Origin of the sequence: Psychrobacter muriicola 2pS (assembly GCF_904846535.1) — a bacterium.
Lineage (GTDB): Bacteria > Pseudomonadota > Gammaproteobacteria > Pseudomonadales > Moraxellaceae > Psychrobacter > Psychrobacter aquimaris.
The window spans coordinates 17,415-39,582 of record NZ_CAJHBC010000011.1; the positions used below are offsets into that span (position 1 = coordinate 17,415).

22 protein-coding genes are annotated in these 22,168 nt (G+C 43.7%); 11 read left to right on the forward strand and 11 right to left on the reverse strand.

The features are described 5' to 3' along the window. Positions 1-136: 136 nt before the first annotated feature. From rsmI to JMX93_RS12880, 3 genes are read left to right on the forward strand one after another with little or no spacing between them, the layout of a single operon-like run. Complete coding sequence (gene rsmI / locus JMX93_RS12870; protein WP_499204956.1) at positions 137-1,105, forward strand: 16S rRNA (cytidine(1402)-2'-O)-methyltransferase; 969 nt, start codon at positions 137-139, stop codon at positions 1,103-1,105. Between the two features lie 54 nt (positions 1,106-1,159). Further along, the gene (locus JMX93_RS12875) at positions 1,160-2,179 is read left to right on the forward strand and encodes an adenosine kinase (RefSeq protein WP_499204957.1); all 1,020 of its coding nucleotides are present in this window, start codon (positions 1,160-1,162) and stop codon (positions 2,177-2,179) included. 51 nt (positions 2,180-2,230) lie between these two features. Further along, entirely contained in the window at positions 2,231-2,632 is a 402-nt protein-coding gene (locus tag JMX93_RS12880; protein WP_193011935.1) for a VOC family protein, read from the forward strand. An 86-nt stretch (positions 2,633-2,718) separates the two neighbouring features. On the opposite strand, the gene JMX93_RS12885 is transcribed toward JMX93_RS12880, so the two are convergent. Further along, entirely contained in the window at positions 2,719-4,005 is a 1,287-nt protein-coding gene (locus JMX93_RS12885; protein WP_499204984.1) for an O-acetylhomoserine aminocarboxypropyltransferase/cysteine synthase family protein, read from the reverse strand. Between the two features lie 283 nt (positions 4,006-4,288). After that, entirely contained in the window at positions 4,289-4,972 is a 684-nt protein-coding gene (nfuA, locus tag JMX93_RS12890) for a Fe-S biogenesis protein NfuA (RefSeq protein ID WP_193011937.1), read from the reverse strand. 502 nt (positions 4,973-5,474) lie between these two features. Between nfuA and JMX93_RS12895 the strand changes: the two genes are divergently transcribed. From JMX93_RS12895 to JMX93_RS12905, 3 genes are all read left to right on the forward strand, one after another. Next, positions 5,475-6,524 carry a bifunctional nicotinamide-nucleotide adenylyltransferase/Nudix hydroxylase gene (locus JMX93_RS12895; protein ID WP_193011939.1) on the forward strand — a complete coding sequence of 350 codons (1,050 nt, stop codon included), beginning with the start codon at positions 5,475-5,477 and terminating at the stop codon, positions 6,522-6,524. Between the two features lie 133 nt (positions 6,525-6,657). Beyond that, positions 6,658-8,055: a nicotinate phosphoribosyltransferase gene (locus JMX93_RS12900; RefSeq protein WP_499204958.1), complete on the forward strand. Its 1,398-nt coding sequence runs from the start codon at positions 6,658-6,660 to the stop codon at positions 8,053-8,055. Further along, positions 8,049-8,891: an SGNH/GDSL hydrolase family protein gene (locus JMX93_RS12905; RefSeq protein ID WP_443215655.1), complete on the forward strand. Its 843-nt coding sequence runs from the start codon at positions 8,049-8,051 to the stop codon at positions 8,889-8,891. The genes JMX93_RS12900 and JMX93_RS12905 overlap by 7 nt, the downstream gene beginning before the upstream one ends. 124 nt (positions 8,892-9,015) lie before the next feature. Here the strand turns inward: JMX93_RS12905 and JMX93_RS12910 are convergent, their stop codons facing one another. Further along, on the reverse strand, positions 9,016-9,294 hold the full coding sequence (locus JMX93_RS12910; RefSeq protein WP_193011946.1) for a type B 50S ribosomal protein L31: 279 nt from the start codon (positions 9,292-9,294) through the stop codon (positions 9,016-9,018). Positions 9,295-9,765: 471 nt separating this feature from the next. Between JMX93_RS12910 and JMX93_RS12915 the strand changes: the two genes are divergently transcribed. Together JMX93_RS12915 and JMX93_RS12920 are read left to right on the forward strand one after the other, a co-directional pair. After that, positions 9,766-10,383: a YceI family protein gene (locus tag JMX93_RS12915; RefSeq protein ID WP_499204959.1), complete on the forward strand. Its 618-nt coding sequence runs from the start codon at positions 9,766-9,768 to the stop codon at positions 10,381-10,383. A gap of 234 nt (positions 10,384-10,617) precedes the next feature. Further along, the gene (locus JMX93_RS12920) at positions 10,618-11,706 is read left to right on the forward strand and encodes a peptidoglycan bridge formation glycyltransferase FemA/FemB family protein (RefSeq protein ID WP_499204960.1); all 1,089 of its coding nucleotides are present in this window, start codon (positions 10,618-10,620) and stop codon (positions 11,704-11,706) included. 106 nt (positions 11,707-11,812) lie between these two features. Here JMX93_RS12920 and JMX93_RS12925 read toward each other — a convergent pair whose 3' ends face one another. Continuing rightward, complete coding sequence (locus tag JMX93_RS12925; RefSeq protein ID WP_496191903.1) at positions 11,813-12,247, reverse strand: COG4315 family predicted lipoprotein; 435 nt, start codon at positions 12,245-12,247, stop codon at positions 11,813-11,815. A 492-nt stretch (positions 12,248-12,739) separates the two neighbouring features. On the opposite strand from JMX93_RS12925, the gene JMX93_RS12930 reads away from it, so the two are divergent. Further along, a complete protein-coding gene (locus tag JMX93_RS12930; RefSeq protein WP_499204961.1) occupies positions 12,740-14,356 on the forward strand; it encodes an FAD-dependent oxidoreductase in 1,617 nt (538 codons plus the stop codon). A gap of 118 nt (positions 14,357-14,474) precedes the next feature. On the opposite strand, the gene JMX93_RS12935 is transcribed toward JMX93_RS12930, so the two are convergent. Further along, the gene (locus tag JMX93_RS12935; RefSeq protein WP_193011955.1) at positions 14,475-15,152 is read right to left on the reverse strand and encodes an LOG family protein; all 678 of its coding nucleotides are present in this window, start codon (positions 15,150-15,152) and stop codon (positions 14,475-14,477) included. A gap of 559 nt (positions 15,153-15,711) precedes the next feature. Next, positions 15,712-16,401 (reverse strand): 3'-5' exonuclease, encoded by a 690-nt coding sequence (locus JMX93_RS12940; RefSeq protein WP_499204962.1) that lies wholly within the window; start codon positions 16,399-16,401, stop codon positions 15,712-15,714. 195 nt (positions 16,402-16,596) lie between these two features. Here JMX93_RS12940 and JMX93_RS12945 point away from each other — a divergent pair, with 195 nt between their 5' ends. Continuing rightward, complete coding sequence (locus tag JMX93_RS12945) at positions 16,597-17,199, forward strand: M23 family metallopeptidase (protein WP_499204985.1); 603 nt, start codon at positions 16,597-16,599, stop codon at positions 17,197-17,199. Here JMX93_RS12945 and phoR read toward each other — a convergent pair. The 3 genes from phoR to dtd form a co-directional block, all read right to left on the reverse strand. Continuing rightward, positions 17,196-18,299: a phosphate regulon sensor histidine kinase PhoR gene (gene phoR, locus JMX93_RS12950; protein ID WP_499204963.1), complete on the reverse strand. Its 1,104-nt coding sequence runs from the start codon at positions 18,297-18,299 to the stop codon at positions 17,196-17,198. The genes JMX93_RS12945 and phoR overlap by 4 nt on opposite strands. Before the next feature lie 80 nt (positions 18,300-18,379). Further along, positions 18,380-19,084 (reverse strand): phosphate regulon transcriptional regulator PhoB, encoded by a 705-nt coding sequence (gene phoB, locus JMX93_RS12955; RefSeq protein ID WP_193011963.1) that lies wholly within the window; start codon positions 19,082-19,084, stop codon positions 18,380-18,382. A gap of 156 nt (positions 19,085-19,240) precedes the next feature. Beyond that, complete coding sequence (dtd, locus tag JMX93_RS12960) at positions 19,241-19,696, reverse strand: D-aminoacyl-tRNA deacylase (protein ID WP_193011965.1); 456 nt, start codon at positions 19,694-19,696, stop codon at positions 19,241-19,243. A 112-nt stretch (positions 19,697-19,808) separates the two neighbouring features. Between dtd and asd the strand changes: the two genes are divergently transcribed. Next, positions 19,809-20,645: an archaetidylserine decarboxylase gene (gene asd, locus JMX93_RS12965; RefSeq protein WP_499204964.1), complete on the forward strand. Its 837-nt coding sequence runs from the start codon at positions 19,809-19,811 to the stop codon at positions 20,643-20,645. Positions 20,646-20,760: 115 nt separating this feature from the next. Here the strand turns inward: asd and JMX93_RS12970 are convergent, their stop codons facing one another. Together JMX93_RS12970 and JMX93_RS12975 are read right to left on the reverse strand one after the other, a co-directional pair. After that, on the reverse strand, positions 20,761-21,366 hold the full coding sequence (locus tag JMX93_RS12970) for a DUF1287 domain-containing protein (RefSeq protein WP_496191908.1): 606 nt from the start codon (positions 21,364-21,366) through the stop codon (positions 20,761-20,763). Between the two features lie 98 nt (positions 21,367-21,464). Beyond that, positions 21,465-22,094, reverse strand: a complete 630-nt coding sequence (locus JMX93_RS12975; RefSeq protein WP_499204965.1) for an HD domain-containing protein — start codon at positions 22,092-22,094, stop codon at positions 21,465-21,467. Between the last annotated feature and the right edge of the window lie 74 nt (positions 22,095-22,168).

Consider the following 22,168-nt stretch of genomic DNA (forward strand, 5'->3'; position numbering starts at 1 on the left):
TTTCACGCGCTCTATCTGTTCTCTGTCTTCAATCTAATCACTCGCTATTTATTTGCGAAAGACCATAGATAACAACAGTATAAGCAGTGACGCCACATTATATTTTAATTTCCGCTTTTAATACTCCGAGGTTTTCATGTCCAGCCCTACCGCGATGCCAGCTTGTCTATATATCGTTGCCACGCCGATTGGCAATTTAAGCGATATGACGCCGCATGCAATTGATGTTTTAAAGCAAGTCGCCATCATTGCCTGTGAAGACACCCGTACCTCAGGTAAGCTCTTGTCACATTTTGGCATTGATACCAAAGGCAGTAAAGCTGACGATGAAAAAGACTCAGAATCTCCTAACACTAAAAATAATATCGACAATAACGTGACAGGAGCTGATACCGCAACCAAGCAAAAAGGTCATAACAAGCTTTGGGCATACCATGAGCACAATAGTGCCATTCAAACACCCAAAATTATCGAGATGATCGAGCAAGGTCATTCGGTTGCTTTGATTAGTGATGCCGGTACGCCACTCATCAGTGACCCAGGTTATCAACTGGTACAGGCCGCTCATGCCGCAGGCGTTAGAGTCTCTCCTATCATTGGTGCCTCTGCTGCGATTGCCGCACTATCAGTCGCAGGATTGCCCTCAGACCGCTTTAGCTTTATTGGTTTTTTACCCGCCAAAACCCACGGTCGTCAAAAACAACTAGCAGCATTAAACTCACGTACTGAGACATTGATATTTTATGAAGCGCCGCATCGTATTATCACCAGTTTAGAAGACATGGCGGCGGTATTTGGCGCAGATCGTGAAGTCACTTTTTGCCGTGAATTGACCAAAACCTTTGAGACCGTCCATAAAAGCACCCTTGGGGATTTGGTGGAATTTGTCAAAGCTGATGACAATCAGCAACGCGGTGAGATAGTCGTGGTCGTCGCTGGCGTGAATGTGGCGCAGGATGCGGAAGACATCAGTATTCATGATAAATTGTTACAGCGCTTGCTTGAGGACTTATCGGTTAAAAAAGCCGCGGCATTGGGCGCTGATATCACTGGCGTAAAAAAGAATGCGCTATATCAGCGCTTACTTGAGCTACAAGCTGAATAATTTTTGGATATTAATATTAAAGACAGTTATAAACCCATTGAGGAGAAGTGAGCAATGTACAATGTAATGGCGATAGGCAACGCATTGGTTGACCATGAATATGTATTGTCAGATGCGGCACTAGATGAAACCGAACTGACCAAAGGCAATATGACGCTGGCAGGTATCGACGAGCAACAGCAATTATTGGCGTATTTTAAGCTGGCAGAAATTGAGCCATCAAAGCAGGCTGGTGGTGGCTCAGCGGCCAATACGATGTATGCCTTTGCCAGTTTAGGCGGCAAGCCATTTTATGCGTGCCGCGTCGGTGACGATCAACAAGGCGAGTTTTACCTCAAAGACTTACATGAGGCAGGCGTTGCAACTTCAGAAAAGTCTATCCATGCAGGCGGTGTAACGGGTTCATGTGTGGTCGCAGTGACCGAAGATGGCGAGCGTACCATGCAAACTTATCTCGGCACTTCAAGCGAAATTACTGCAGAGAATGTCGATTTTGATGCGCTGACACAAGCTGACTGGTTATATATAGAAGGCTACTTGGCCATGACTGACAGTATTCAGCCAGCCATGACTCAGTTGCGTCAACAAGCAGGGATTCATGCTGCAAAAATTGCCATAAGTTTTGCTGATCCTGCCGTGGTAAAGTTTGCTAAAGACGGTTTACTCAACATGTTGGGTAATAAAGTGGCCGTGATATTCTGTAATAGTGAGGAAGCCAAGCTCTTTACGGATAAAAAACAAGTCAAGGCCGCCGCACGCTCACTGCTTGAGTATTGCCAAACGGCAGTCGTCACTGATGGTGCCAATGGTGCAACGATCGCCCATAAAGCTGATGACAAATCAGAGATTGAGATTTATGAAGTTGCTACACCAGTCGTTACTAATGTGATTGATACCAACGGTGCCGGTGATAATTACGCAGGCGCATTCTTATACGCGTTGTCGCAGCACTATAGCTTGCCTGAATGTGGTCGCCTTGCCAGCGAAGTGGCGGCGCAGGTGATTCAACAGTTTGGGCCAAGATTAGCCTCACAAGATTATAGAGATATTGCAAAGCGTGTACTATCTGCTTAAATGACTGACTTAATGGCTTAAAGTTTTTATTTAACGTATGAGGTTAAAATAATGACCCTACAAATTGATCATGTTTCAATTGCTGTCAAGAGCATAGCTACGGTGCAAAACTTCTATGATGTGATTATGCCTATCTTGGGTGCCAAGAAAGTAGGTCAATCAGACAATGCTTTAAGATATGGAGTCCGCAATACAGCAACAGCATCTAACTATAGTTATCTGACAGTTATTGAGGATAAAGATGTCATTCAAAACCGTGCCAATCACTGGTGTTTTCGAGTCCATAATCGAGAGGCTGTCGATACCCTTTATAGACAAGGTTTAGTGAATGGTGGCGCTGATAAAGGCCCGCCGGGACTTAGACCTGATTATCATGAGCATTATTATGCTGCTTTTTTGGTAGACCCTTCTGGCAATACGATTGAAGCGGTTTGTCATTTAGCGCAAAGTTAATTATCTATCTCGTAAAACCAAAAGCCCGCATCAAACTGATATGGGCTTTTTTTATCATTCAGATGAATCAGATTAGCAAAATAAGGTTAAGCCGAGGCTAACGCTTGCGCAAGATCTGCTTTAATATCTTCGATGTGTTCGATACCAATTGATAAACGAACCATATCGGTACTCACGCCCGCATTTTCGAGCTCTTGCTCATTGAGCTGGCGATGCGTCGTCGTCGCTGGATGACAGGCTAGTGATTTGGCATCACCGATATTCACCAAACGAGTAATCAATTGCAGCGCATCGATAAAGCGCGCCCCTGCTTCTAGACCACCTTTTACCCCAAAGGTCAAAATAGCAGATGGCGTGCCTTTCATGTATTTTTTGGCAAGCTCATGCTCAGGATGATCTGGCAAACCTGCATATTTCACCCAAGCGACTTTATCATGGTCACGTAGATACTCTGCGACCGCTTGGGCGTTCTGTACATGGCGCTCCATACGCAAGCTTAGCGTCTCCATGCCTTGCAAGATACCAAAAGCATTTAGCGGGCTAAGTGCCGCGCCAGTATTACGCAGCGGTGCCACACGTGCACGAGCGATAAAGGCCGCTGCGCCCACGTCTTTGACAAAATTCACCCCGTGATAACTATGATCTGGCGTGTTCAATAAGGGAAAACGCTCAGGATAATCGCCCCATGCGAATTTACCACTATCGACAATCGCCCCACCAATCGACGTGCCTGTACCACTCATATATTTGGTCAATGAATGAATCACGATATCCGCACCAAACTCAAAAGGACGACATAACGCAGGCGTGGCAACCGTACTATCAATCACCACTGGCACACCATATTCATGTGCGATATCACTCAGCGCTTGAATATCAACGATGTTGCCTAATGGATTACCGATACTTTCGGCAAAGACCATCTTGGTTTTATCATCGATCAAATTACGAATCGCTTCTGGGGTTTTATGGTCAAAGAAGCGGACTTCTATCCCTTGACGCGGCAACGCATGAGCAAATAAATTATAAGTACCGCCATATAAGGTCGATACAGCAACGATATTATCACCCGCTTCACAGATGGTTTGAATCGCATAAGTGATGGCTGCCATGCCAGACGCCACTGCAAGGGCACCGATACCGCCTTCGAGCGCCGCGACACGTTCCTCCAACACAGCGTTGGTCGGGTTCATAATACGGGTATAAATATTGCCCGCGACTTTTAGATCAAATAAATCAGCACCATGCTGAGTGTTATCAAAGGCGTACGAGCTGGTGTGATAAATAGGCACTGCGACTGCTTTGGTCGTTGGCTCAACGCTATAACCGGCGTGAATCGCCAAGGTCTCAAGACGCGGAGTATTGGTCTGCATAGCTGGTTTTCCGTCACTCATACTGTGCTCCTGTTATTCATTTATTCGTTCATTATTAAGTAAATTTTTTATGATTGAGAAATATCTTAAGCAATCCATATTAAGATATCTATAGCTAAACGACAGACATAAAAAAAAGCTGAGTTAATCATAACTCAACTTCTTTATGAAAAGAATAGCAAATTATTCATCGCTTAATGACAGAAATTCATAAGCGACAAAGCCATTGGTAGACTTATCAGATTTATGACGATTATTTAGCTTTTAATCATAAAGTCATTTTTTATTTATAGTAAGCGTTTTCAGTACGGGTATGATCCGTCTCATCAATGACTTGCGTCAACTCTGGTATTTGCTGCTTAAGTTGCACTTCAACGCCTTGACGTAAGGTCATGTCAACGGCTGAACACCCTTGGCAACCACCGCCAAATTTTAGTACGGCAGTCAGACCAACGCCTTCTTCATCAATCAGTTCAAGCAACTGTACGTCACCGCCATGCGCTGCTAAGCCAGGATTAATCTCTGACTGCAAGACGTAGTTGATACGCTCTTCGACACTGGCATCCGCACCCACTTTAGGTACTTTAGAATTTGGCGCGCGGAAAGTCAGCTGACCACCAAAACGGTCTTTATTGTAATCAATCACCGCGTCTTCTAAATAAGGAACTGACGCCGCTTCGATAAAGGCAGAGAAACTGTCATACGTAAAACGCAAATCAGCGCTGTCCTCTTCGCCAGGTTGGTTATAAGCCATACAGCACTCAGCACGCGGTGTGCCCGGATGTTCAACAAAAATACGGACGCCGATACCATCCGTATCCTGCTTGGATAACAAATCTGCTAAGTAGCCTTGGGCTGACTCAGTAATAGTAATATTGCTTTTTGCTTCAGTTTGCTCAGTATCTAGCGCTGATTCATAGTCTGCTGACTGGTCTAGTTGGCTTTCAGCTTGGTTGTGCTCACTCATAATATGTCCTATGCGTTATGACACAAACGCTATATCTGTCATGGCTACTGTGTCGTGAATTTGGATTTTTAAAATTGTTACGGCTTATATCAGTTTGAGAGCCATCAGTGATTGAGGTTTATTATTGTAATGCACTGACAGCAATGGTCATAAATTTTAATCCGTCTATAATGGTCATTATACCTGAATCAGGCAGTAATTCCGACCGCGCTACTATGAATTAAACCGCGACCGTTGCAAATGGTTGTCATTGATTTTTTTAATGGCGCTACTAATCAGTAGATTAGGCATTGTTGGTATAATGACCGATAAGCTACCCTCTATATAAAGACAGCTCTATTATTTATCAAGCAGACTAAATGCAAATAATGCCTACCAAGGATACACCCCTAAACATCTTTATACTTGTCAGCGAGTGATAGGCTGTGTCAGTATTGGCGTCATTACTTTTTACTCAATAAATTTTAACCAATGAAATATCCGTAGTAGGAAAGTGGCGTATATGAGCGAATCATCAGAGCAAAGTTCAGCTAAAAACAATAAACACTATCGTTATTTGGTTTTCATTGGGCGTTTCCAGCCCTTCCATCGTGGACATAAGGCGGTGATCGACGAAGCATTGAAGCGTGCTGATAATGTCATTATGTTGATAGGCTCTGCTAACTTACCGCGTAGTTTACGCAATCCATTTAGCGTCGCTGAGCGTGCTGCGATGATTAAGGGCGCGTATTCAGCAGCAGAAGCGGCACGTATTCACTGCGTTGGTCTAGATGATGCGCTCTACAACGACACGCGCTGGCTACAGTATGTGCAAGCAGGGGTGAAATCTGTCACTGGTGATTTGCAAACTGATATCGGCTTGATTGGTCATTCCAAAGACAGCTCCTCGTATTATTTATCGCTATTCCCTAACTGGGCGTCTGTCTCAGTGCCGAACTATCATAACTTATCCGCCACACCTATTCGTGATAGCTATCTAATGGGCGCGACCCCGACCCCTGAGCGTACCCCTGAATCGACGCGCAAGGTTCTGAACGATTTCAAAAAGACAGACGAATATCAAAATCTGCACGAAGAAGCGGACTTTATTGATAAATATAAAAGACAATGGGAATCAGCGCCTTATCCACCAACCTTTATGACAGCAGACGCACTAATTGTCCAGTCAGGACATATTCTATTGGTTGAGCGCCGCAGCATGCCAGGGCGCGGGCTATGGGCATTACCAGGCGGATTTTTAAATCCAAAAGAGACATTATTCGATGCTTGCATCCGTGAGCTACGTGAGGAAACTCGTCTAAAAGTCCCTGAGCCAGTATTGCGCGGCTCTTGTCATAGTCAGCATACCTTTGACGACCCATATCGCTCAGCACGTGGTCGTACGATTACCCAAGCCTTTTATTTTCAGCTTAAAAATGACCCAAAAGGTCTGCCGAAAGTAAAAGGCGGCGACGATGCAGCCACAGCTTTTTGGCTACCACTAGCTGAGCTTGATGCCACCATGATGTTTGAAGACCATTATGCGATTATTACCAAAATGGTTGGTTTGTAGGATTTTATCAGACGACTATCTCGTCTTCTATTAATAGTTTTCCATGCCCCAGCTGATAGACAGCAAGGGCTAACCGCCGCAACTGTTCTTTCATGAAAGCAGCTGCGGCATCTCAAAGCAGAGGAGTTCTGTGATGTACACCAGCAATTTAAATAATTTGATCTTAAATAGTGACAGCTATAAAACCTCACATTGGGTGCAATATCCAAGCGGTAGTGAATATCTATCGAGCTACATTGAGGCACGTAAAGGCAATTACGATGTAGTATTTTTTGGTCTGCAAGCCTTTATTAAAGAATATCTAAGCACGCCAATCACTCATCAAGACATCGATGAAGCCGAAATGCTCATTCAAGCACATGGTTTAACCTTTAACCGTGCTGGCTGGGAGCATTTGGTTGACAAACATGGCGGTTATTTACCTTTACGTATCGAAGCCATCCCTGAAGGCAGCATCGTTCCAGTATCCAATGTCGTCTGCCAAATTATCAATACCGATCCTGAGTTTTACTGGCTACCAAGCTATATCGAGACTGCCTTGCTTCGTGCCATTTGGTATCCATCAACCGTTGCAAGCGTTTCACACTATTGCAAAGGCATCATTCGTCAAGCGCTGGAAAAATCAGCAGACAATACCGAATCACTCACTTTTCGTTTGCATGATTTCGGCTCGCGCGGAGCATCTAGTCAAGAATCTGTCGCGCTCGGCAGCTTAGCGCATTTGGTGAATTTTGCTGGTACCGATTCGATGACAGCGTTGGTCGCTGCCAGCCGTTGGTATCACATGGATAAAGACATGCCTGCCTTTTCTATCCCCGCCGCTGAGCATAGCACCATGACCGCATGGGGTCGTGATGGCGAAACAGCTGCTTTTGCCAATATGATTGAGCAGTTTGGCGGTGCAGGTAAGAGTTTTTCAGTGGTCTCTGACAGCTATGACTTATGGAACGCCATCGATAATATTTGGGGTGGTAGCTTAAAAGATGATGTGAAAAATATGGGCGGGACGCTAGTCATCAGACCCGATAGTGGCGAGCCTGCCAAAGTGGTTCGCGAAGCCTTGGAGCGCTTGGCAGTCAAATTTGGAACGACGATTAATACTAAAGGCTATAAAGTGCTGCCTGATTATGTACGTGTTATCCAAGGAGATGGTATCAGTCCGCAAAGCTTAAGTAAGATCATTGATGTGGTTATGAAAGCAGGCTTTAGCGCAGATAATGTGACATTTGGTATGGGCGGCGGTTTATTACAGCAAGTCAACCGCGATACCATGAGCTGGGCAATGAAAGCCAGTGCCATCTCTATCAATGGCATATGGAAAGACATCTATAAAGACCCTATTACCAGCCGCTCAAAACGCTCAAAGAAAGGACGTTTGGCTTTGGTTAAAAACAACAATGGACAGCTAAAAACCATCAAGGCTGAAGATCTATCTGCAGACGCAGACAACTTACTGCGTGATATTTATGTGGATGGTAAATTATTAATTGAAGACAATCTCACCACGATTCGGGAGCGTGCAGGATGGTAAATACCTATAAAATAGCCTCAGTGGCAAGAGATGTACTGCTTGCCCCTGTATATCTTTATCAAGGTCGCAAAATTAAGCGTGATACGGTACGTCTACCTGAACCCAATGGAGAAAGGCATGGGCAAGTTCAATTAAGTAACGTGCTTGAGTCGCCAAAAGATGCGCGCAAGCAGACATTAAATCTAATGATTGTTGGAGACTCGGCGGCGGCTGGCGTCGGTAGTGAGACGCAGCAAGAGGCGCTTGTCGGTAACTTAATTCCTGTTTTGACGCAGCAGTCTGCTATCCAAAACCAGTTTGATACACTGAACTGGTCATTGCAAGCGACAACGGGGCATACCAGCTTTGATATCTTGCGTAGGCTTTATGTCCTACCCGCGCCTAGCCAGCCTGTTGATATGATGGTGCTAAGTGTCGGCGTTAACGACACCACATCCAAAGTCTCTGTGGATAAATGGCAACAGCAAATTGAGGACATTATCGCTATCGCTCAGCGTAAATTTGGTGTACAAGAGCTGATTTTTTTAAGCTTACCACCGATGGCACAAATGCCTGCGATACCTGCACCATTGAATAACTTTGTTGGTGCTAAAGCCTCTATCCTTGATAAGATATTGCAACAAGTATGTGCAGCTAATGACCGTGTCACTTATATGGCCACTGATTTTCCACGGATGATAGAAGAGCATGCTAATGGCACACCAATCGATATCAAGGTAATGTTTGCCAGTGACGGTTTCCACCCCAGTAGCCTCATGTATGGTTATTGGGCGCAGCAATTATCGGAGTTGATTATACAGTTGTTAGATGCGCCCACTGCATCGTTTACCGATTAACCTAGTGAGGGAAATTATTTAGCACAGGCACTTGTCCTACTTCTAAAATTTAAACAAAAAAAACCGCTGATTACTCAGCGGTTTTTTATTGCTTAGCGAAATACATTTACACCATAAGGGTAAATTATTCAGCAGAATCAGCAGCTTTCTTGTTACGGCCACCAAACGCAGCAAAGCGTTTGTTGAAGCTAGCAACACGGCCTTCAGTAGAAGTTTTACGCTGCTCGCCAGTATAGAATGGATGCGACGCACTTGAAATATCAAGTGGGTAGTATGGATATTCTGTACCTTCATATTCACGAGTCGCTTTAGTCTTAACCGTTGAACGAGTTAAGAAAAACACGTCAGCGTTAGTGTCATGGAATAAAACTTCTTGGTAATTAGGATGGATATCTTTACGCATAATAAACTCTCTATGTCCGATGTATATATGACGCTCTTGAACACCATCTTAGACGATGTGTCAAACCAGTCATGACATACGTAACTGAGGCACTAAGGACATTTATAAGTATGGCAGCTGCGTCACTGGCTTATTCCAGCACCCAACACCATTCCTCTGCTCACTTAGCCTTTCCCCAGCGGGAAAATCAAACCGCGATTTTAACGGTTTTTATCGCTCGACGCAAGCAGCAGTTGTGAGTGATATGTGTGATAAGTTGTCACCAAAACCTCTATTCTGTTGAGACACACACACGATATTAGTATAATATTAAGTTAGTTAAAATAATCAATAGCTATATTAACTTTAGATTAATTTAATAGTTAATTTTTAATATTCATCATCTGTAAATGATGATGGATACCGTTCTACTTGGTCTCATTAATCAAGCATCCACTATTAACGAACATTCAATTCAATAAGGACAATATCATGATGAATATTGTTATGAAAAATAGCGCAAAAGCACTGCTTATCAGTTCAGCACTGGCACTCACTACTGTTGCAAGTGCGGCTTTACCTAGCCAATGGCAATTAGATAACTCGCACACTCGTGTTGGGTTTTCTGTCAATCATCTAGGGTTTTCGACCACAATGGGTCATTTTAATGACGTCAAAGGGGTCGTAAATTATGATGTCAAAGCACCCAGTAAAACCAATATGAATTTCACTATCGCAACTGATAGTATCGATACCAATTGGGATGCACGTGATGAGCATTTAAGAAAGGCTGAATTTTTTAACGTCGCCAAATATCCAACCATGAGCTTTAAATCAACCAACGTGAAATTTATAAATCCGCAACAAGCCAAGGTCACAGGTGACTTTACTATGCTGGGTCAGACCAAACCACTAACGCTAGATGTGACTTTAAATAAAATCGCCAACAGCCCTCTTACCAAAGAGCCAGTTATCGGTTTCCGCGCAACGGGTAATATCGATCGCGCAGCCTATGGTATGACTGCTTTCGCGGATGGCATCACCACCAATGTCCCTATCCAAATCGATGGTGAACTGGTAGAGAAAAAAGTCAATACGACAAAAAAATAAAATAGCGCTGATTTTAGCAGCAGAAAAAAAGCCTACCCCCTCCAAACATTTAAAAAAAGCAGCCACCAAATGGCTGCTTTTTTGACGATATTGCAGCCACTCATTTATTGTTGTTGATATATATTCAATAAATTGCATAAATACTTTTCATTTGCTTGTTAACCCCAGGTTTTATTGTTATATTCATATATACGGATTTACGAATATAACACATAGCGCTGAGGGAGCAGAAAGATGAATACAGTACAGGTAGACTTTACCGAGATAAATACCGAATGGGATCAAGATATCGCCGACTATCACTTTGATATTTATCATTTATCTGGTTGGATTGCTGCATCAGCTATTGTAGATAAAGGAACCCCTCAAGGTGTGATTGCCACTTACAACAATAAAAAGATCTTCTTGCCTATCATCATACGGGAAATTGATGCAGAGCATTGGGATGCTACGTCCACTTATGGTTACGGCGGTCCTGTGATGGATAAGTCTCTAACTGATGCTGAGTTGGACATAATGTTGGCAGAAGTAAAAGCCTTTCTCTTGGCAAAGGGTTGCGTGTCTTTATTTATGCGATTGCATCCAATCATCAATAAAGAGTGGCTGCCAACGGTCGGCAAAGCACTCACTCATGGATTGACATTGATGTCTGACTTGAGTAAATCTGAAGAAGAGCACTGGAGTGAGACTCAGAATCGTCATCGCAGAGGTATCAAAAAAGCCTTAAAGATGGATGTCGTGACAAAAATTGAGCGTTTAACCAGAGAAAGCGCGGTGGTATTTTCTAACATTTATAAAGAAACGATGGCGCATGTGAAGGCCGACCAGTACTACTTTTTTGATGATGATTATTTTTTTAATTTGCTCGAAAATCTGCAAGACAGAATACTACTGATAACTGCCTACCAAGATAATAAAGCCATTGGTTCATCTATCTACACGATCTGCAAAGAATCGGGCATTATGCAGTTCCATCTTGGAGGCACGCTCAACGCCTATACACATCTACAACCTTCCAAACTCATTACTCATGTGGCTCGTGATTGGGGCAGAACCAATCATTATAAATTGCTACACCTTGGTGGCGGTGTAGGCTCCAATCTAGATTCTTTATACGAGTATAAAAAAGGGTTTAGCTCACAAGAGTTATTATTCAAGACTTATAGACTCGTCGTGAATCCAACAAAATACGCAGCGTTAGTCGCCGATAGCTGGTTCACTGAAAATGATTTACGCTCAGACTTTTTCCCTCTATATAGAAAAGAGCCTGCGAAAGAAGGCATCTTGGAGACTGAGCAAGCAGAAGCCTTGGCAGATGTTTGATAGCTTTATTTTACTATTCTAACCATTCGTTAAAGCCAATAAAAAAGCAGCCATTACAATGGCTGCTTTTTTATTGGCTTTAACTTCACTACGTAATAGGGTTGCTTTACTTGGTTTTGACGATATGCCAAACGCCAAGTTTATTGTCGCCATCTTTATCGCCCACCTTTGTATCATTGGCATAGAAATATAAAGGCTTGCCATTCATCGCCCATTGATACTTACCATCTTCGCGTTGGAACGCCGCAAACTGCCCTGATGCTTTGGCATTACTCGGTGCCATAAATGCTGGCCAAACGAGCAGACAGGCGCTACCGCACTCTGATTTATTCATCGCGTCTTTATCAAAGGTATATAAGGTCATGTGATTGCTGGCATCGACTAACATACCGTTTTTACTTGCGACGGGTGCGGTGTTTTTATTGGTGGCTTGCACATCATGCATACCAGAATCATCCTTACCGACCATATTATTTAGTGTTGAACAACCAGTAAGCGCCAAAACACCGGTGAGAGCCGATAACATAAGCATACGTTTCATAATAACTTCCTTGTGATTGTCATCATAAATTTCTATTTAGATTTTTTTCATCGTTTGACGATTTAAGCGGCAAAAAACCCTAGCACTGACTTCAAGCAGTTTTAATATAGCATATGCAACAGCGCAGTCGTTTCTATCCATCTATAAATTTACAAATTGGATAAATTGACATAGTCACTGCTATCAAGCGCCATAGCCATCCATTGACAAAACTCACGTATCTACTTACGTATTTGCCATCATATTGGTGGTCATTTTTCGTAGAATACCCCTATAGATATTAAGAATTACTACACAATGACAAATATGACCATTGCGGCTTCATATACATATTGAACTTGATGCACTTTGCACGCATATCAATAGTTATAAACGGCTTAGAACAAGATCCATTAGAACAAAATTTTTAAAATTAGATTTTTAGAATAAAACATTTAACAAATACACCGAGCATGACCTGCTGTAAATGCTATTAAGGATATAACAACGACAATGACTCACTCTTTCATTAAAAACCCAGTGAAAAACCAAGCGCACTCTGCCAAACGCGTCGGTATTCTTGGTGGTGGTACGGCAGGCGCAACCATTGCTATTCGCCTTGCGGCATTGGGGCTTGAAACTTATGTATTTGAAAAAAACAAATCGCTGATTGATGGCCCACCGATGTGCCACTTGCATGCTGGCGGCAATCTATACCGCGAAATTCCTGATGAAGATTGTGTGGCTCTCCTCAAACAATGTATCGATATACTGCGCCTTTATCCTTATACCATCGATGTTCGCCCGACGGTATTTGCCGTGCCAACCCGCGATGAGGGCTTGCCAGAAGACTTGCTACCACGTCTTGATATCTTGACCGATGCATATCGTAAGCTTATCGCCGAAGATGCCAATAACAAAGTGTTGGGCGAACCTGAAAACTACTATCAGCTTTATAGTCATGAGCAACTCATTGCGCTGTCTGAACGTGAGCAAGTCACCGTGCCGCAGTCGGTTGATGAATGGATGATACCAGTTGCTAAGTATTTAGACTTAAATAAAGTCAAGTTTCCACTGATTGTCGTGCAAGAATACGGCTGGAATATTTTTCGCTTGGCGGCCTCTGCGCAATTGGCATTAGCAGATTATGAGCATGCTCACGTCTTTACAGATACGCAGGTTAAGCAAGTCATGCCGGTCGATTGTGAGAATTGCTCAAACGCTGACCACCACGTCACTAAATGGCGTATTGATTATCAGCAAGCTGCCAGCTCTAAAACTAAGCTTGCAACCGAATCTGAGACCAAAAATACAACTGAATCTATCGAAGTGGATTACCTAATCAACGCTTGCGGCTTTCGTACTGGCGTCATCGACGACATGGTTGGGGTAAAAGTCACGCGTATGGTCGAGTTTAAATCTTCTTATATTACCCACTGGGATGATACTGGCGGACAGATACCAGAGATTATCGTTTATGGCAGTCGTGGTACGCCAGAAGGCATGGCACAACTCACGCCTTATCCCGGTGGTTACTTTCAAATACATGGCATGAGTAAATTTATCACGCTATTCGATGATGGCTTGGTCGCCTCGAGCAAAAACAGCGCCCAACCTAAATTGCCGCCGCAGTATGTACACTACATCGAAGATGGCTGGGATAAAGCACCGTTACAAGCACGTAGTCAGCAAGCGATTGATTATGTGGCTGAGTTTGTACCGACTTTCCATAGCGCACGTACGGTCGGTAACGCGCTATATGGTGGGCAGCAAATACCCGGTCAAGACGATACGCTGCGAGTGGCTGATGTGAGCTTGTACTCTAATATTCGCTATGCACGTGCAGAAAATGTCAAAGCCTCATCGACCTTGATTGCTGCCGATCAAATCGTTGATGAATTGACTGAACTTGGCTTAATTGATCATGACACGCCAGCCAATCGCAATCGTTATGCTCATAATTGGGCGTATTTGACAAAACACGATAGCGTGGCGATTGATGAAGTCGCGCGCACACTCGCTGAGCAACGAGGCTTTCCATTAGCTATGGCTGATGTGAATCACGGTATTGATAAGACACCTTTAGATGATTTAAACGTTGATAATGGTTCAGGTACTACTGAGATTTAACAAACGTTCTATTAAAAATTGAAAAAAAGGAGAGAACGGCTAACAATCAGCCCTTCTCTCCTTTTTTATGGATAAAGCATTTATAGATAAAAGCATTTATAAATAAAAATATGTGCTCTTAACTACCAGCCATTTTTTCGGTATCGACTGCATCGTCTATTTTTACCACTGTTTTTAATAGGTCAATGGCTTCGTTAATCGTGTTACATACCACCAAACGCTCCAAATCTTCTTGCTTCATAAAACCTTGGTCAGCCGTATATTTTAAGTGCTCGATCATACGATCATAGAAACCATTAATATTCAGAATAATCATCGGTTTTTCATGTTGATAGAGCTGACGCCACGTGGCGATTTCCATAATTTCTTCCAATGTTCCAAGCCCACCCGGCAAGGTAATAAAGGCATCCGCGTACTCTGCCATCACGGTTTTACGGGTGTGCATGGTATCGGTTAAATGCAGGCGAGTCAGCTGCTCATGGGCAATTTCGTGCTTGAGCATAAAGGTTGGAATCACACCGACCGCTTGCGCGCCGCCTTGAATCACCTCATCTGCAACGGCACCCATCAGCCCGATGCTCGCACCGCCGTACACCAAACCCATGCCATTGTCGGCGAGCGCACTACCCAGCTCGCGGGCTGCCTGCTCGTAGACTTCATTATTGCCCAAACGCGAACCACAATAAACCGCTACCAACGGCATCGTTAATGTTGATTTATCTACTGCTTTTTCAATATTGGTAATGTCTTGACTGGTAATGACTTCATAAGTGTCATTATTAATTTTCATTTGCATATAGCTTCCTTAATTTTTATATCGATTGTTTTTTGTTAAATACTCGTTAAAACCCTGATGGATAGTATCACACAAGATAAATAGCATAGAACTTGGAAGTCACAATTGAGCGCCTTGCTTACCAGCATTTATCTTAACATAAGCGATGCTATCAGGTGGCTATCAGCTTATTTAAGCGGTTTATCACTACGTAATGACTACATTTTAAGAACGGATTATTGATAAATAATTGCAAATAAATAGCCACTCCATACCGCAAAAAACCATAAAAATATGAAGGTTAAACCATGGAAAATAAACAGCATCAAACGGATACTTATTCACTGAGCATCATGACTGAGCGCAATCGAGCACTGGCAGCGACTGTCTATCGTCCTAAAGTCAAAAAACGCTTTTGAGATCACAAAGATTTTGGTGTCTATAGCATCGGACACATACTTTACTTTAGCAGTAAAACCAATGCTAAAGCCCCGCAGCTTTGGCAAATGGCGGTGGATTGGTTAAATGATCAGCCATAAATCCAGTCTTTTTCAATCCATTTAAGTAAAAATAAGTCTATTTAGTCTGGTGCATTTTTTACTACTTCTTCTGCTTTAATACGCTTGGTTAAGGCAGAATACAGTGACGGCTGCATATTGTGAATATTGCCCAGCATCCATTTAATATAGCTGATAGGCACTTCTTTTATTGGCTTACCTTTATGCTTGCCAAATGGCATCTTGCTCACAGGCGTCGCTTTATTAGAAATTGCATGTGCCGCTGCAAAATCGGTCGGTGCAATTGCTAGGCGCTCGCAGCACGCCTGATAAAGCAGATAGCACATACGCACATCACCCAGCGCATCATGCGCGGCAATCGTCATTGCACTCGCCTCGCCCTTATCTAATAACTGCTCGATACATTTGGACTGACCATAGGCACTCCATTCTGGAAAGGCCACGCGTGCCAGCCGCACCGTACATATTAGCTTGGCAGAGGGACTGCCAATGACCCGCCAATCAAAGCGGACATTATGACCGATCAAGTACTGCGGCAACTCAAACGCCTCTAAATCGAAGCGCTCAAGATCGGCAACATCATCATCGGTGATGCCGTGAATTTTAATCACGACTGGTGATATCGAACGACCACTATTAAAGTACTTCATCCACTCAAAACCCGTCACCACATTAATAGTCGCCACTTGAATCGGACGCGGATCACGACCTTGGTCGGTTTCGGTATCGATAATCAGCGCAGTGTCAGTCATAAAGATTCAGCCATGGATAGCAACAATAGATAGCAACATTGGTATTTTATATAACGTTTTAAAAACACGTAAACTTTAAAAGAAACGTTATATTTATGGGGGTAAAAACCAGAGATAACAATGGTATACAAAGAATAGACAACTTCACTTATATAATATCAATTGAAGTCCATGCAAAAAACTAAAGAGAGATCGATGCTAGCAGATGGCAATAACCCGCAATCGAAACCAAAGAAGAAGCCAACCTTTTTAAATCGTGTAATCAGTGTGCTCATTAAGGCAGCTGTATTGTTGATGCTATTATTTGTATTTGATAGGCTCTTACCCAGTATCAGCCAGCAAACTCAGTCATTTGTGATGGCAAAATGGCAACAGCTCAGTTTATTACAGCAAGAACTACCGACGGAAAACAGCTTACCCAGTCCACTTCCAGAACAACATCTAACAGATACATGGGGCGCTGCACGCAGTCAAGGGCGCAGTCATGAAGGTATCGATATCTTTGCCGCACGAGGCACACCGATACAATCCACAACACAAGGCATCGTCAGCAAAGTTGGTGAGAATACATTAGGTGGTCGTGTGGTGGTCGTGGTTGGACCAGGCGGCGCAGGTCATTATTATGCGCATTTAGAAGATTATGCAGATATTAGCCCGAACGACTGGGTCGATGCTGGCGATGTCATCGGCTATGTCGGCGACAGTGGTAATGCAAAAGGCACGCCACCACATGTGCATTACGGTATTTATATCAGCGGCAGTGCAGTGAACCCCTATCCACTTTTACAAAAAAATTAAGGTATCGCAGCTGATCTAACGTGGGCTGCTGGAAATACCATACTGAACGTCGAGCCCACCCCCTCTACTGATTCAATTTGCAGATTAGCCTCATGCTGATATAAGACGTGTTTAACGATTGCCAAACCTAACCCTGTACCGCCAGTCGCCCGACTACGACCTTTATCAATACGATAAAAACGCTCTGTTAACCGTGCGATATGCTCAGGCGCAATACCAATACCGTTATCTTCAACGGCAAATCGACAACCTTCTGATGTTCTTGTCCAGCTAATGGCGATATTACCGCCCTTGGGCGTGTATTTGATAGCATTAATCACCAGATTAGAGAGCGCACTATTTAGATACATCTCTGAGCCATACAGTCCGTCATAAGTGTCTATCTGCAAGTGAATGGTATGCCCATATTCTTGGTTATACGCTTGCGCATCATCATAGACATGGGTCAGCAGTCTGGTCATATCAATATAGTTGAGCTCGTGGGTTTCTTCGATTTCGATGCGAGATAACAGCAATAAGTCATTCACAATTCTATTCATACGCGCAGTCTGTTGGCTCATCAGCTCAAACCCGCGCTTCCAATGCGGCGGCATATCTGGCTGATCCGAAAAATTTTCCAGATAGCCCATCATTACGGTCAATGGTGTGCGTAACTCATGCGAGACATTCGCCACAAAGTCGCGGCGCATCTCCTCCAAATGATGCAAGCGCGTCACATCATAAATGATAAGCAGCTTCTCATCACCAAAAGGCGTGAGCTCACACTTTAGATAACGCTTGGGCTCACGCCACGAGACAATGTGCACACTATCCTGAACCTCATCATTAGAGTTCGTTGTCGCCTGATAGTACTGACGAAATTCAGGCGCGCTAATAAAGTCAAAAATGCACTTACCTTTATCTGACAACTGTAACAACAATAAATCTTCGGCAGCCTGATTCCACCATTCAAGCCCATCATTGTCATTGAGCAAAACCACTGCATCACGCAATGCGCGTAGTGCGCTCCTAATTTTTTTGAGTTGATCCGTTGTATTCTGCTGAGTCGCCAGCACCGATTTATCTTGTTGGTCGCCTTGAGCCGATATTAGGGTGTTCATTCATCATCCTTATCACTATTCGCTGTTTTTCACTGTGCTGCGATTAACATGCTGCTTTTATAGCGAATAAAAACCGTCAGTCAAATTGGTTCAATAAAGCTAGAAAATCGATAGCCTGTCCCACGCACTGTCTGTATCAACGTATCACATTGATGCGGTCGTAGTAATGTCCGCAATCGTTTGATATGAACATCAATGGTTCTATCTTCGATATATACATTACCGCCCCATACTTGGTCCAGCAGCTGCGTTCGCGTATAGGCACGCTCTGGATGACTCATGAAAAATGCCAATAATCGATACTCCGTAGGTCCGACATCAACCACTTTACCAGCCGCTGTCACCCGCTGACTTTTGGGATCAAGGCTCAGCTTGCCGATTTCGATAGGTTTATCGCTACTGAGCGCGTTACTACGCCGCAATACTGCTTTGATTCTGGATATCAACTCACGTGTCGAAAAAGGCTTGGTCATATAATCATCAGCACCAGCATCGAGGCCATGCACCTTGCTGTCCTCTTCACTTTTGGCTGTCAACATAATGACTGGTATCTCAGCGAGTAGCTCATCGTTTTTTAGCAACCGACAAAAATCAATGCCGCTTTTATCTCCGGGCAGCATCCAATCTAGCAAAATCAGCGCAGGGCGGTGATCGACCACTTGTTGGTGCGCCTCAGATACATCCGCTGCCTGCAAACTATCAAAACCCGCCATCTCTAGCGTCATGACGATCATTTCACGAATCGCAGGTTCATCTTCAACAATCAAAATTTGCTCATTATACATACGGCATTCTCAGTGTTAGAGGACCACATTTGGCTGACAAAAAAGGCGATAAATGCTCGCCTGCTGCTCCCTATTAAACGGGGTAATTATGACAGTTTAATGACATTCAACTTTTAAGCTATTCATATTTCTCGTGACGGCTAGTATTTAGTTCACTTAATTCACTTCTAATAAAAAGTTTAGCGGCCCGTCATTGACGCTCGACACTTGCATATCAGCGCCAAACTGACCAGTTGCCACGTTTGGATGTTGCGTGTTGGCATAGACAACCAATTGCGCAAACAATGCTTGAGCCGCATCGGGCGCCATCGCACCGCCAAAGTCCGGGCGACGACCCTTGTCTGTTTTTGCCATTAGCGTAAACTGTGATACCAATAATAATCCACCACCAACTTGCTGGACATTTTTATCCAGCTTGCCGTACTTGGCAGGATCATCATCATTGTCAAAAATACGATAGGTGAGGATTTTATCCACCATTCGCTGAGCGCTTTTTAGATCGTCATCAGGCCCCAAACCAATATAAGCCAATATGCCTTGCTCAATCATACCAACACACTGCGCATCGACGGTGACACTAGCACCGCGTACGCGCTGTATAAGTGCTTTCATTTACGGATTCCTTACCAATTATGCTCATACAATAAGACGCTGTCCATGATAAAATACAGCCATTCGCTTGCTTATTAATTATTACATCACACCCTATTTTGGTAGCCTCATTATGAATGTATTCACTACTTTACAACAGCTTGTCCCGCAGCAGCAACTGAGTAAAGTTGCTGGGCGTCTAGCTGCTAGCCGCCACCCTTATGTTAAACGCACGTTTATCCGTAGCTTTGCCAAAGCTTACAACGTCAGCTTGGACGAGTATGAGCGCCAAAGTCTCAACGCCTATGAGAGCTTTAATGATTTTTTTACTCGTGAGCTAAAAGAAGACGCACGTCCTATCGACATGACTACTCATGGTATCGTCAGTCCTGCCGATGGTATTATCTCGCAATTGGGTCAAATTGACGACCATAAATTGCTCCAAGCGAAAGGTCGCTATTATGACGTTGGCCAACTGCTTGCTGACAGTGAAGATGGTCGCTATTTTGCGGATGGGAGTTTTGCGACGGTGTATCTTGCCCCTAGTAACTATCACCGTGTACATATGCCCTTCGCTGGTACTTTGACCAAAACCCGTTATGTACCGGGTACGCTGTTTTCTGTCAACAATACGACGGCGGCGAACGTGCCGGACTTATTTGCGCGTAATGAACGCTTGGTTTGTTTATTTGATACAGAATATGGCAAAGCAGCGGTTGTGATGGTTGGGGCGATGATTGTTGCTGGTATCGAAACGGTGGCGACCGGTAAGATTGCCCGCACTGATGATATTCAAGAAGCTGAGCACAACATGAGCTTTGAAAAAGGCGATGAGCTGGGTCGTTTTTATTTAGGCTCAACCGCTATTGTGATACTGCCAAAAGGCGCAAAAGCCAATTGGCAAGACAGTATGAAGGCCAATAGTGTTGTAAAAATGGGACAACTACTGGGTGTCGCTAACACTCAATAGGCAAACGATTTAACGACTCAAAAAAGCTCAGTTCAGCATCCTAATTTATGCTTAACTGAGCTTTTTAGTGTGGGTAATTGTTTTATCGCAACATAGCGGTTAATAACTAAAATGGTTAATAACGAAAATGCTTGAGAATAGGATAAGCAAATAAGATATTTTCTTCTTGCGTGCCGCGTCCGATATTGTGAATAATCAGCGGTGTACCATCCGCAGCGACTTTATCGGAGACGATGCCCGTGTGCGGCAAATTGCCATTCGGTAATCGCCACGTCACCACATCCCCTGCTTGAAAACTGTCTTTATCAGTCGTCGATAATGTCTTTGCGTGACGCGCAAAAAACACTTCAAGATTGGGCACTCGGCGATGATCGATATTTTTATCGGTTGATTTCAGCCCCCAACTCTTTGGATAAGCCGACCAATTTGACTTCATATCATGGTTGACTAATTGCTGTAGATCTATATTTTGCAAGCGATAGGCGCGAATAATGACATCGGTACAGACGCCAGTTTCTATCGGTACATCGCCACGCGGAAAATCCAACTTGCGGTAAGCAGGATCATAGCTGGTGGTAATGCCGATTTGTTTTTTGGCATCGCCTGCCAATTTATCACCATTGCTAATAGGCTCGGCAGCCTGCGTTAGTTGTGCCAAACTTAGTATGCTAATAAAGACGAGCGATTTAGCAAAAACCTTATAAGTGCCAGTAACTCTCATTTAACGACCTCTCTATGTAATCTACTTAATCGTTCATTTAGCTAACTATGAATGCTTTAATATTTGAAAACACTTAAACGGCAAAATAATGGCTTTATTTAAGCATCAACCAACCACCCTTGCTGGGTGGCATATTCAATATTATGTGAGAGCCAATTATGAATGGGAGGAAAGCTGTGTTTAATAAAAGCAAGCGCCCCAGCCACTTGCGAGCGCGTGACCTGAGACTCAACCCACGTTGTTCCTTCAGTATTGAGATTAAGTAAAAACGGTAACAAACGATCAACCACTCTGAGCAGCTGGCTTTCTTTACTGCTACCAGTTTCTTGCTCCTCCCAAACCTCACTCAAAGCCGCGATGCCGTTACCGCGCTCGGATTGCAGTCTAGCGATGCCAGCGCGTTCTTCAATATGTGCCTTGCTACGGCTACTTGCAAACAAGAACGTATCGCCAGCGTCAATCTCACCCAAATCATGTACCAGTGCCATCTTTAGCAATTGTTCATGATTGACATCCAGCTCAAACAGCTCAGCAATTGACCAACATGCCATCGCTAAATGCCAAGAATGTTCGGCAGAGTTTTCTCTGCGATCAGTATCGGTCACGTAACTACGGCGATTCACGCGTTTTAGAGCATCTAGCTCTAATAAAAAATGCGTAACATCGTCAACATCAATTTTTGAGGCGAGGTTTAGGTTGGGTAATGGCATGGGCTTAGTTGCTGACATAACTATCTCTATCATTTAACGAGTGGATTGATCGCGCTTTATCTTACCGTTACGCAAAAGTGGCACTATTATAC

Bases quoted from the DNA above. Each gene is read 5' to 3' on its own strand.
- JMX93_RS12875 (WP_499204957.1), top strand. From the start codon at position 1,160: ATGTACAATGTAATGGCGATAGGCAACGCATTGGTTGACCATGAATAT.
- JMX93_RS12915 (WP_499204959.1), top strand. From the start codon at position 9,766: ATGATGAATATTGTTATGAAAAATAGCGCAAAAGCACTGCTTATCAGT.
- JMX93_RS12975 (WP_499204965.1), bottom strand. From the start codon at position 22,094: ATGTCAGCAACTAAGCCCATGCCATTACCCAACCTAAACCTCGCCTCA.
- JMX93_RS12925 (WP_496191903.1), bottom strand. From the start codon at position 12,247: ATGAAACGTATGCTTATGTTATCGGCTCTCACCGGTGTTTTGGCGCTT.
- JMX93_RS12910 (WP_193011946.1), bottom strand. From the start codon at position 9,294: ATGCGTAAAGATATCCATCCTAATTACCAAGAAGTTTTATTCCATGAC.
- JMX93_RS12930 (WP_499204961.1), top strand. From the start codon at position 12,740: ATGACTCACTCTTTCATTAAAAACCCAGTGAAAAACCAAGCGCACTCT.
- phoR (WP_499204963.1), bottom strand. From the start codon at position 18,299: ATGAACACCCTAATATCGGCTCAAGGCGACCAACAAGATAAATCGGTG.
- phoB (WP_193011963.1), bottom strand. From the start codon at position 19,084: ATGTATAATGAGCAAATTTTGATTGTTGAAGATGAACCTGCGATTCGT.
- JMX93_RS12940 (WP_499204962.1), bottom strand. From the start codon at position 16,401: ATGACTGACACTGCGCTGATTATCGATACCGAAACCGACCAAGGTCGT.
- JMX93_RS12885 (WP_499204984.1), bottom strand. From the start codon at position 4,005: ATGCAGACCAATACTCCGCGTCTTGAGACCTTGGCGATTCACGCCGGT.
- JMX93_RS12945 (WP_499204985.1), top strand. From the start codon at position 16,597: ATGCTAGCAGATGGCAATAACCCGCAATCGAAACCAAAGAAGAAGCCA.
- asd (WP_499204964.1), top strand. From the start codon at position 19,809: ATGAATGTATTCACTACTTTACAACAGCTTGTCCCGCAGCAGCAACTG.
- JMX93_RS12935 (WP_193011955.1), bottom strand. From the start codon at position 15,152: ATGCAAATGAAAATTAATAATGACACTTATGAAGTCATTACCAGTCAA.
- JMX93_RS12895 (WP_193011939.1), top strand. From the start codon at position 5,475: ATGAGCGAATCATCAGAGCAAAGTTCAGCTAAAAACAATAAACACTAT.
- JMX93_RS12905 (WP_443215655.1), top strand. From the start codon at position 8,049: ATGGTAAATACCTATAAAATAGCCTCAGTGGCAAGAGATGTACTGCTT.
- JMX93_RS12970 (WP_496191908.1), bottom strand. From the start codon at position 21,366: ATGAGAGTTACTGGCACTTATAAGGTTTTTGCTAAATCGCTCGTCTTT.
- dtd (WP_193011965.1), bottom strand. From the start codon at position 19,696: ATGAAAGCACTTATACAGCGCGTACGCGGTGCTAGTGTCACCGTCGAT.
- nfuA (WP_193011937.1), bottom strand. From the start codon at position 4,972: ATGAGTGAGCACAACCAAGCTGAAAGCCAACTAGACCAGTCAGCAGAC.
- JMX93_RS12900 (WP_499204958.1), top strand. From the start codon at position 6,658: ATGTACACCAGCAATTTAAATAATTTGATCTTAAATAGTGACAGCTAT.
- rsmI (WP_499204956.1), top strand. From the start codon at position 137: ATGTCCAGCCCTACCGCGATGCCAGCTTGTCTATATATCGTTGCCACG.
- JMX93_RS12920 (WP_499204960.1), top strand. From the start codon at position 10,618: ATGAATACAGTACAGGTAGACTTTACCGAGATAAATACCGAATGGGAT.
- JMX93_RS12880 (WP_193011935.1), top strand. From the start codon at position 2,231: ATGACCCTACAAATTGATCATGTTTCAATTGCTGTCAAGAGCATAGCT.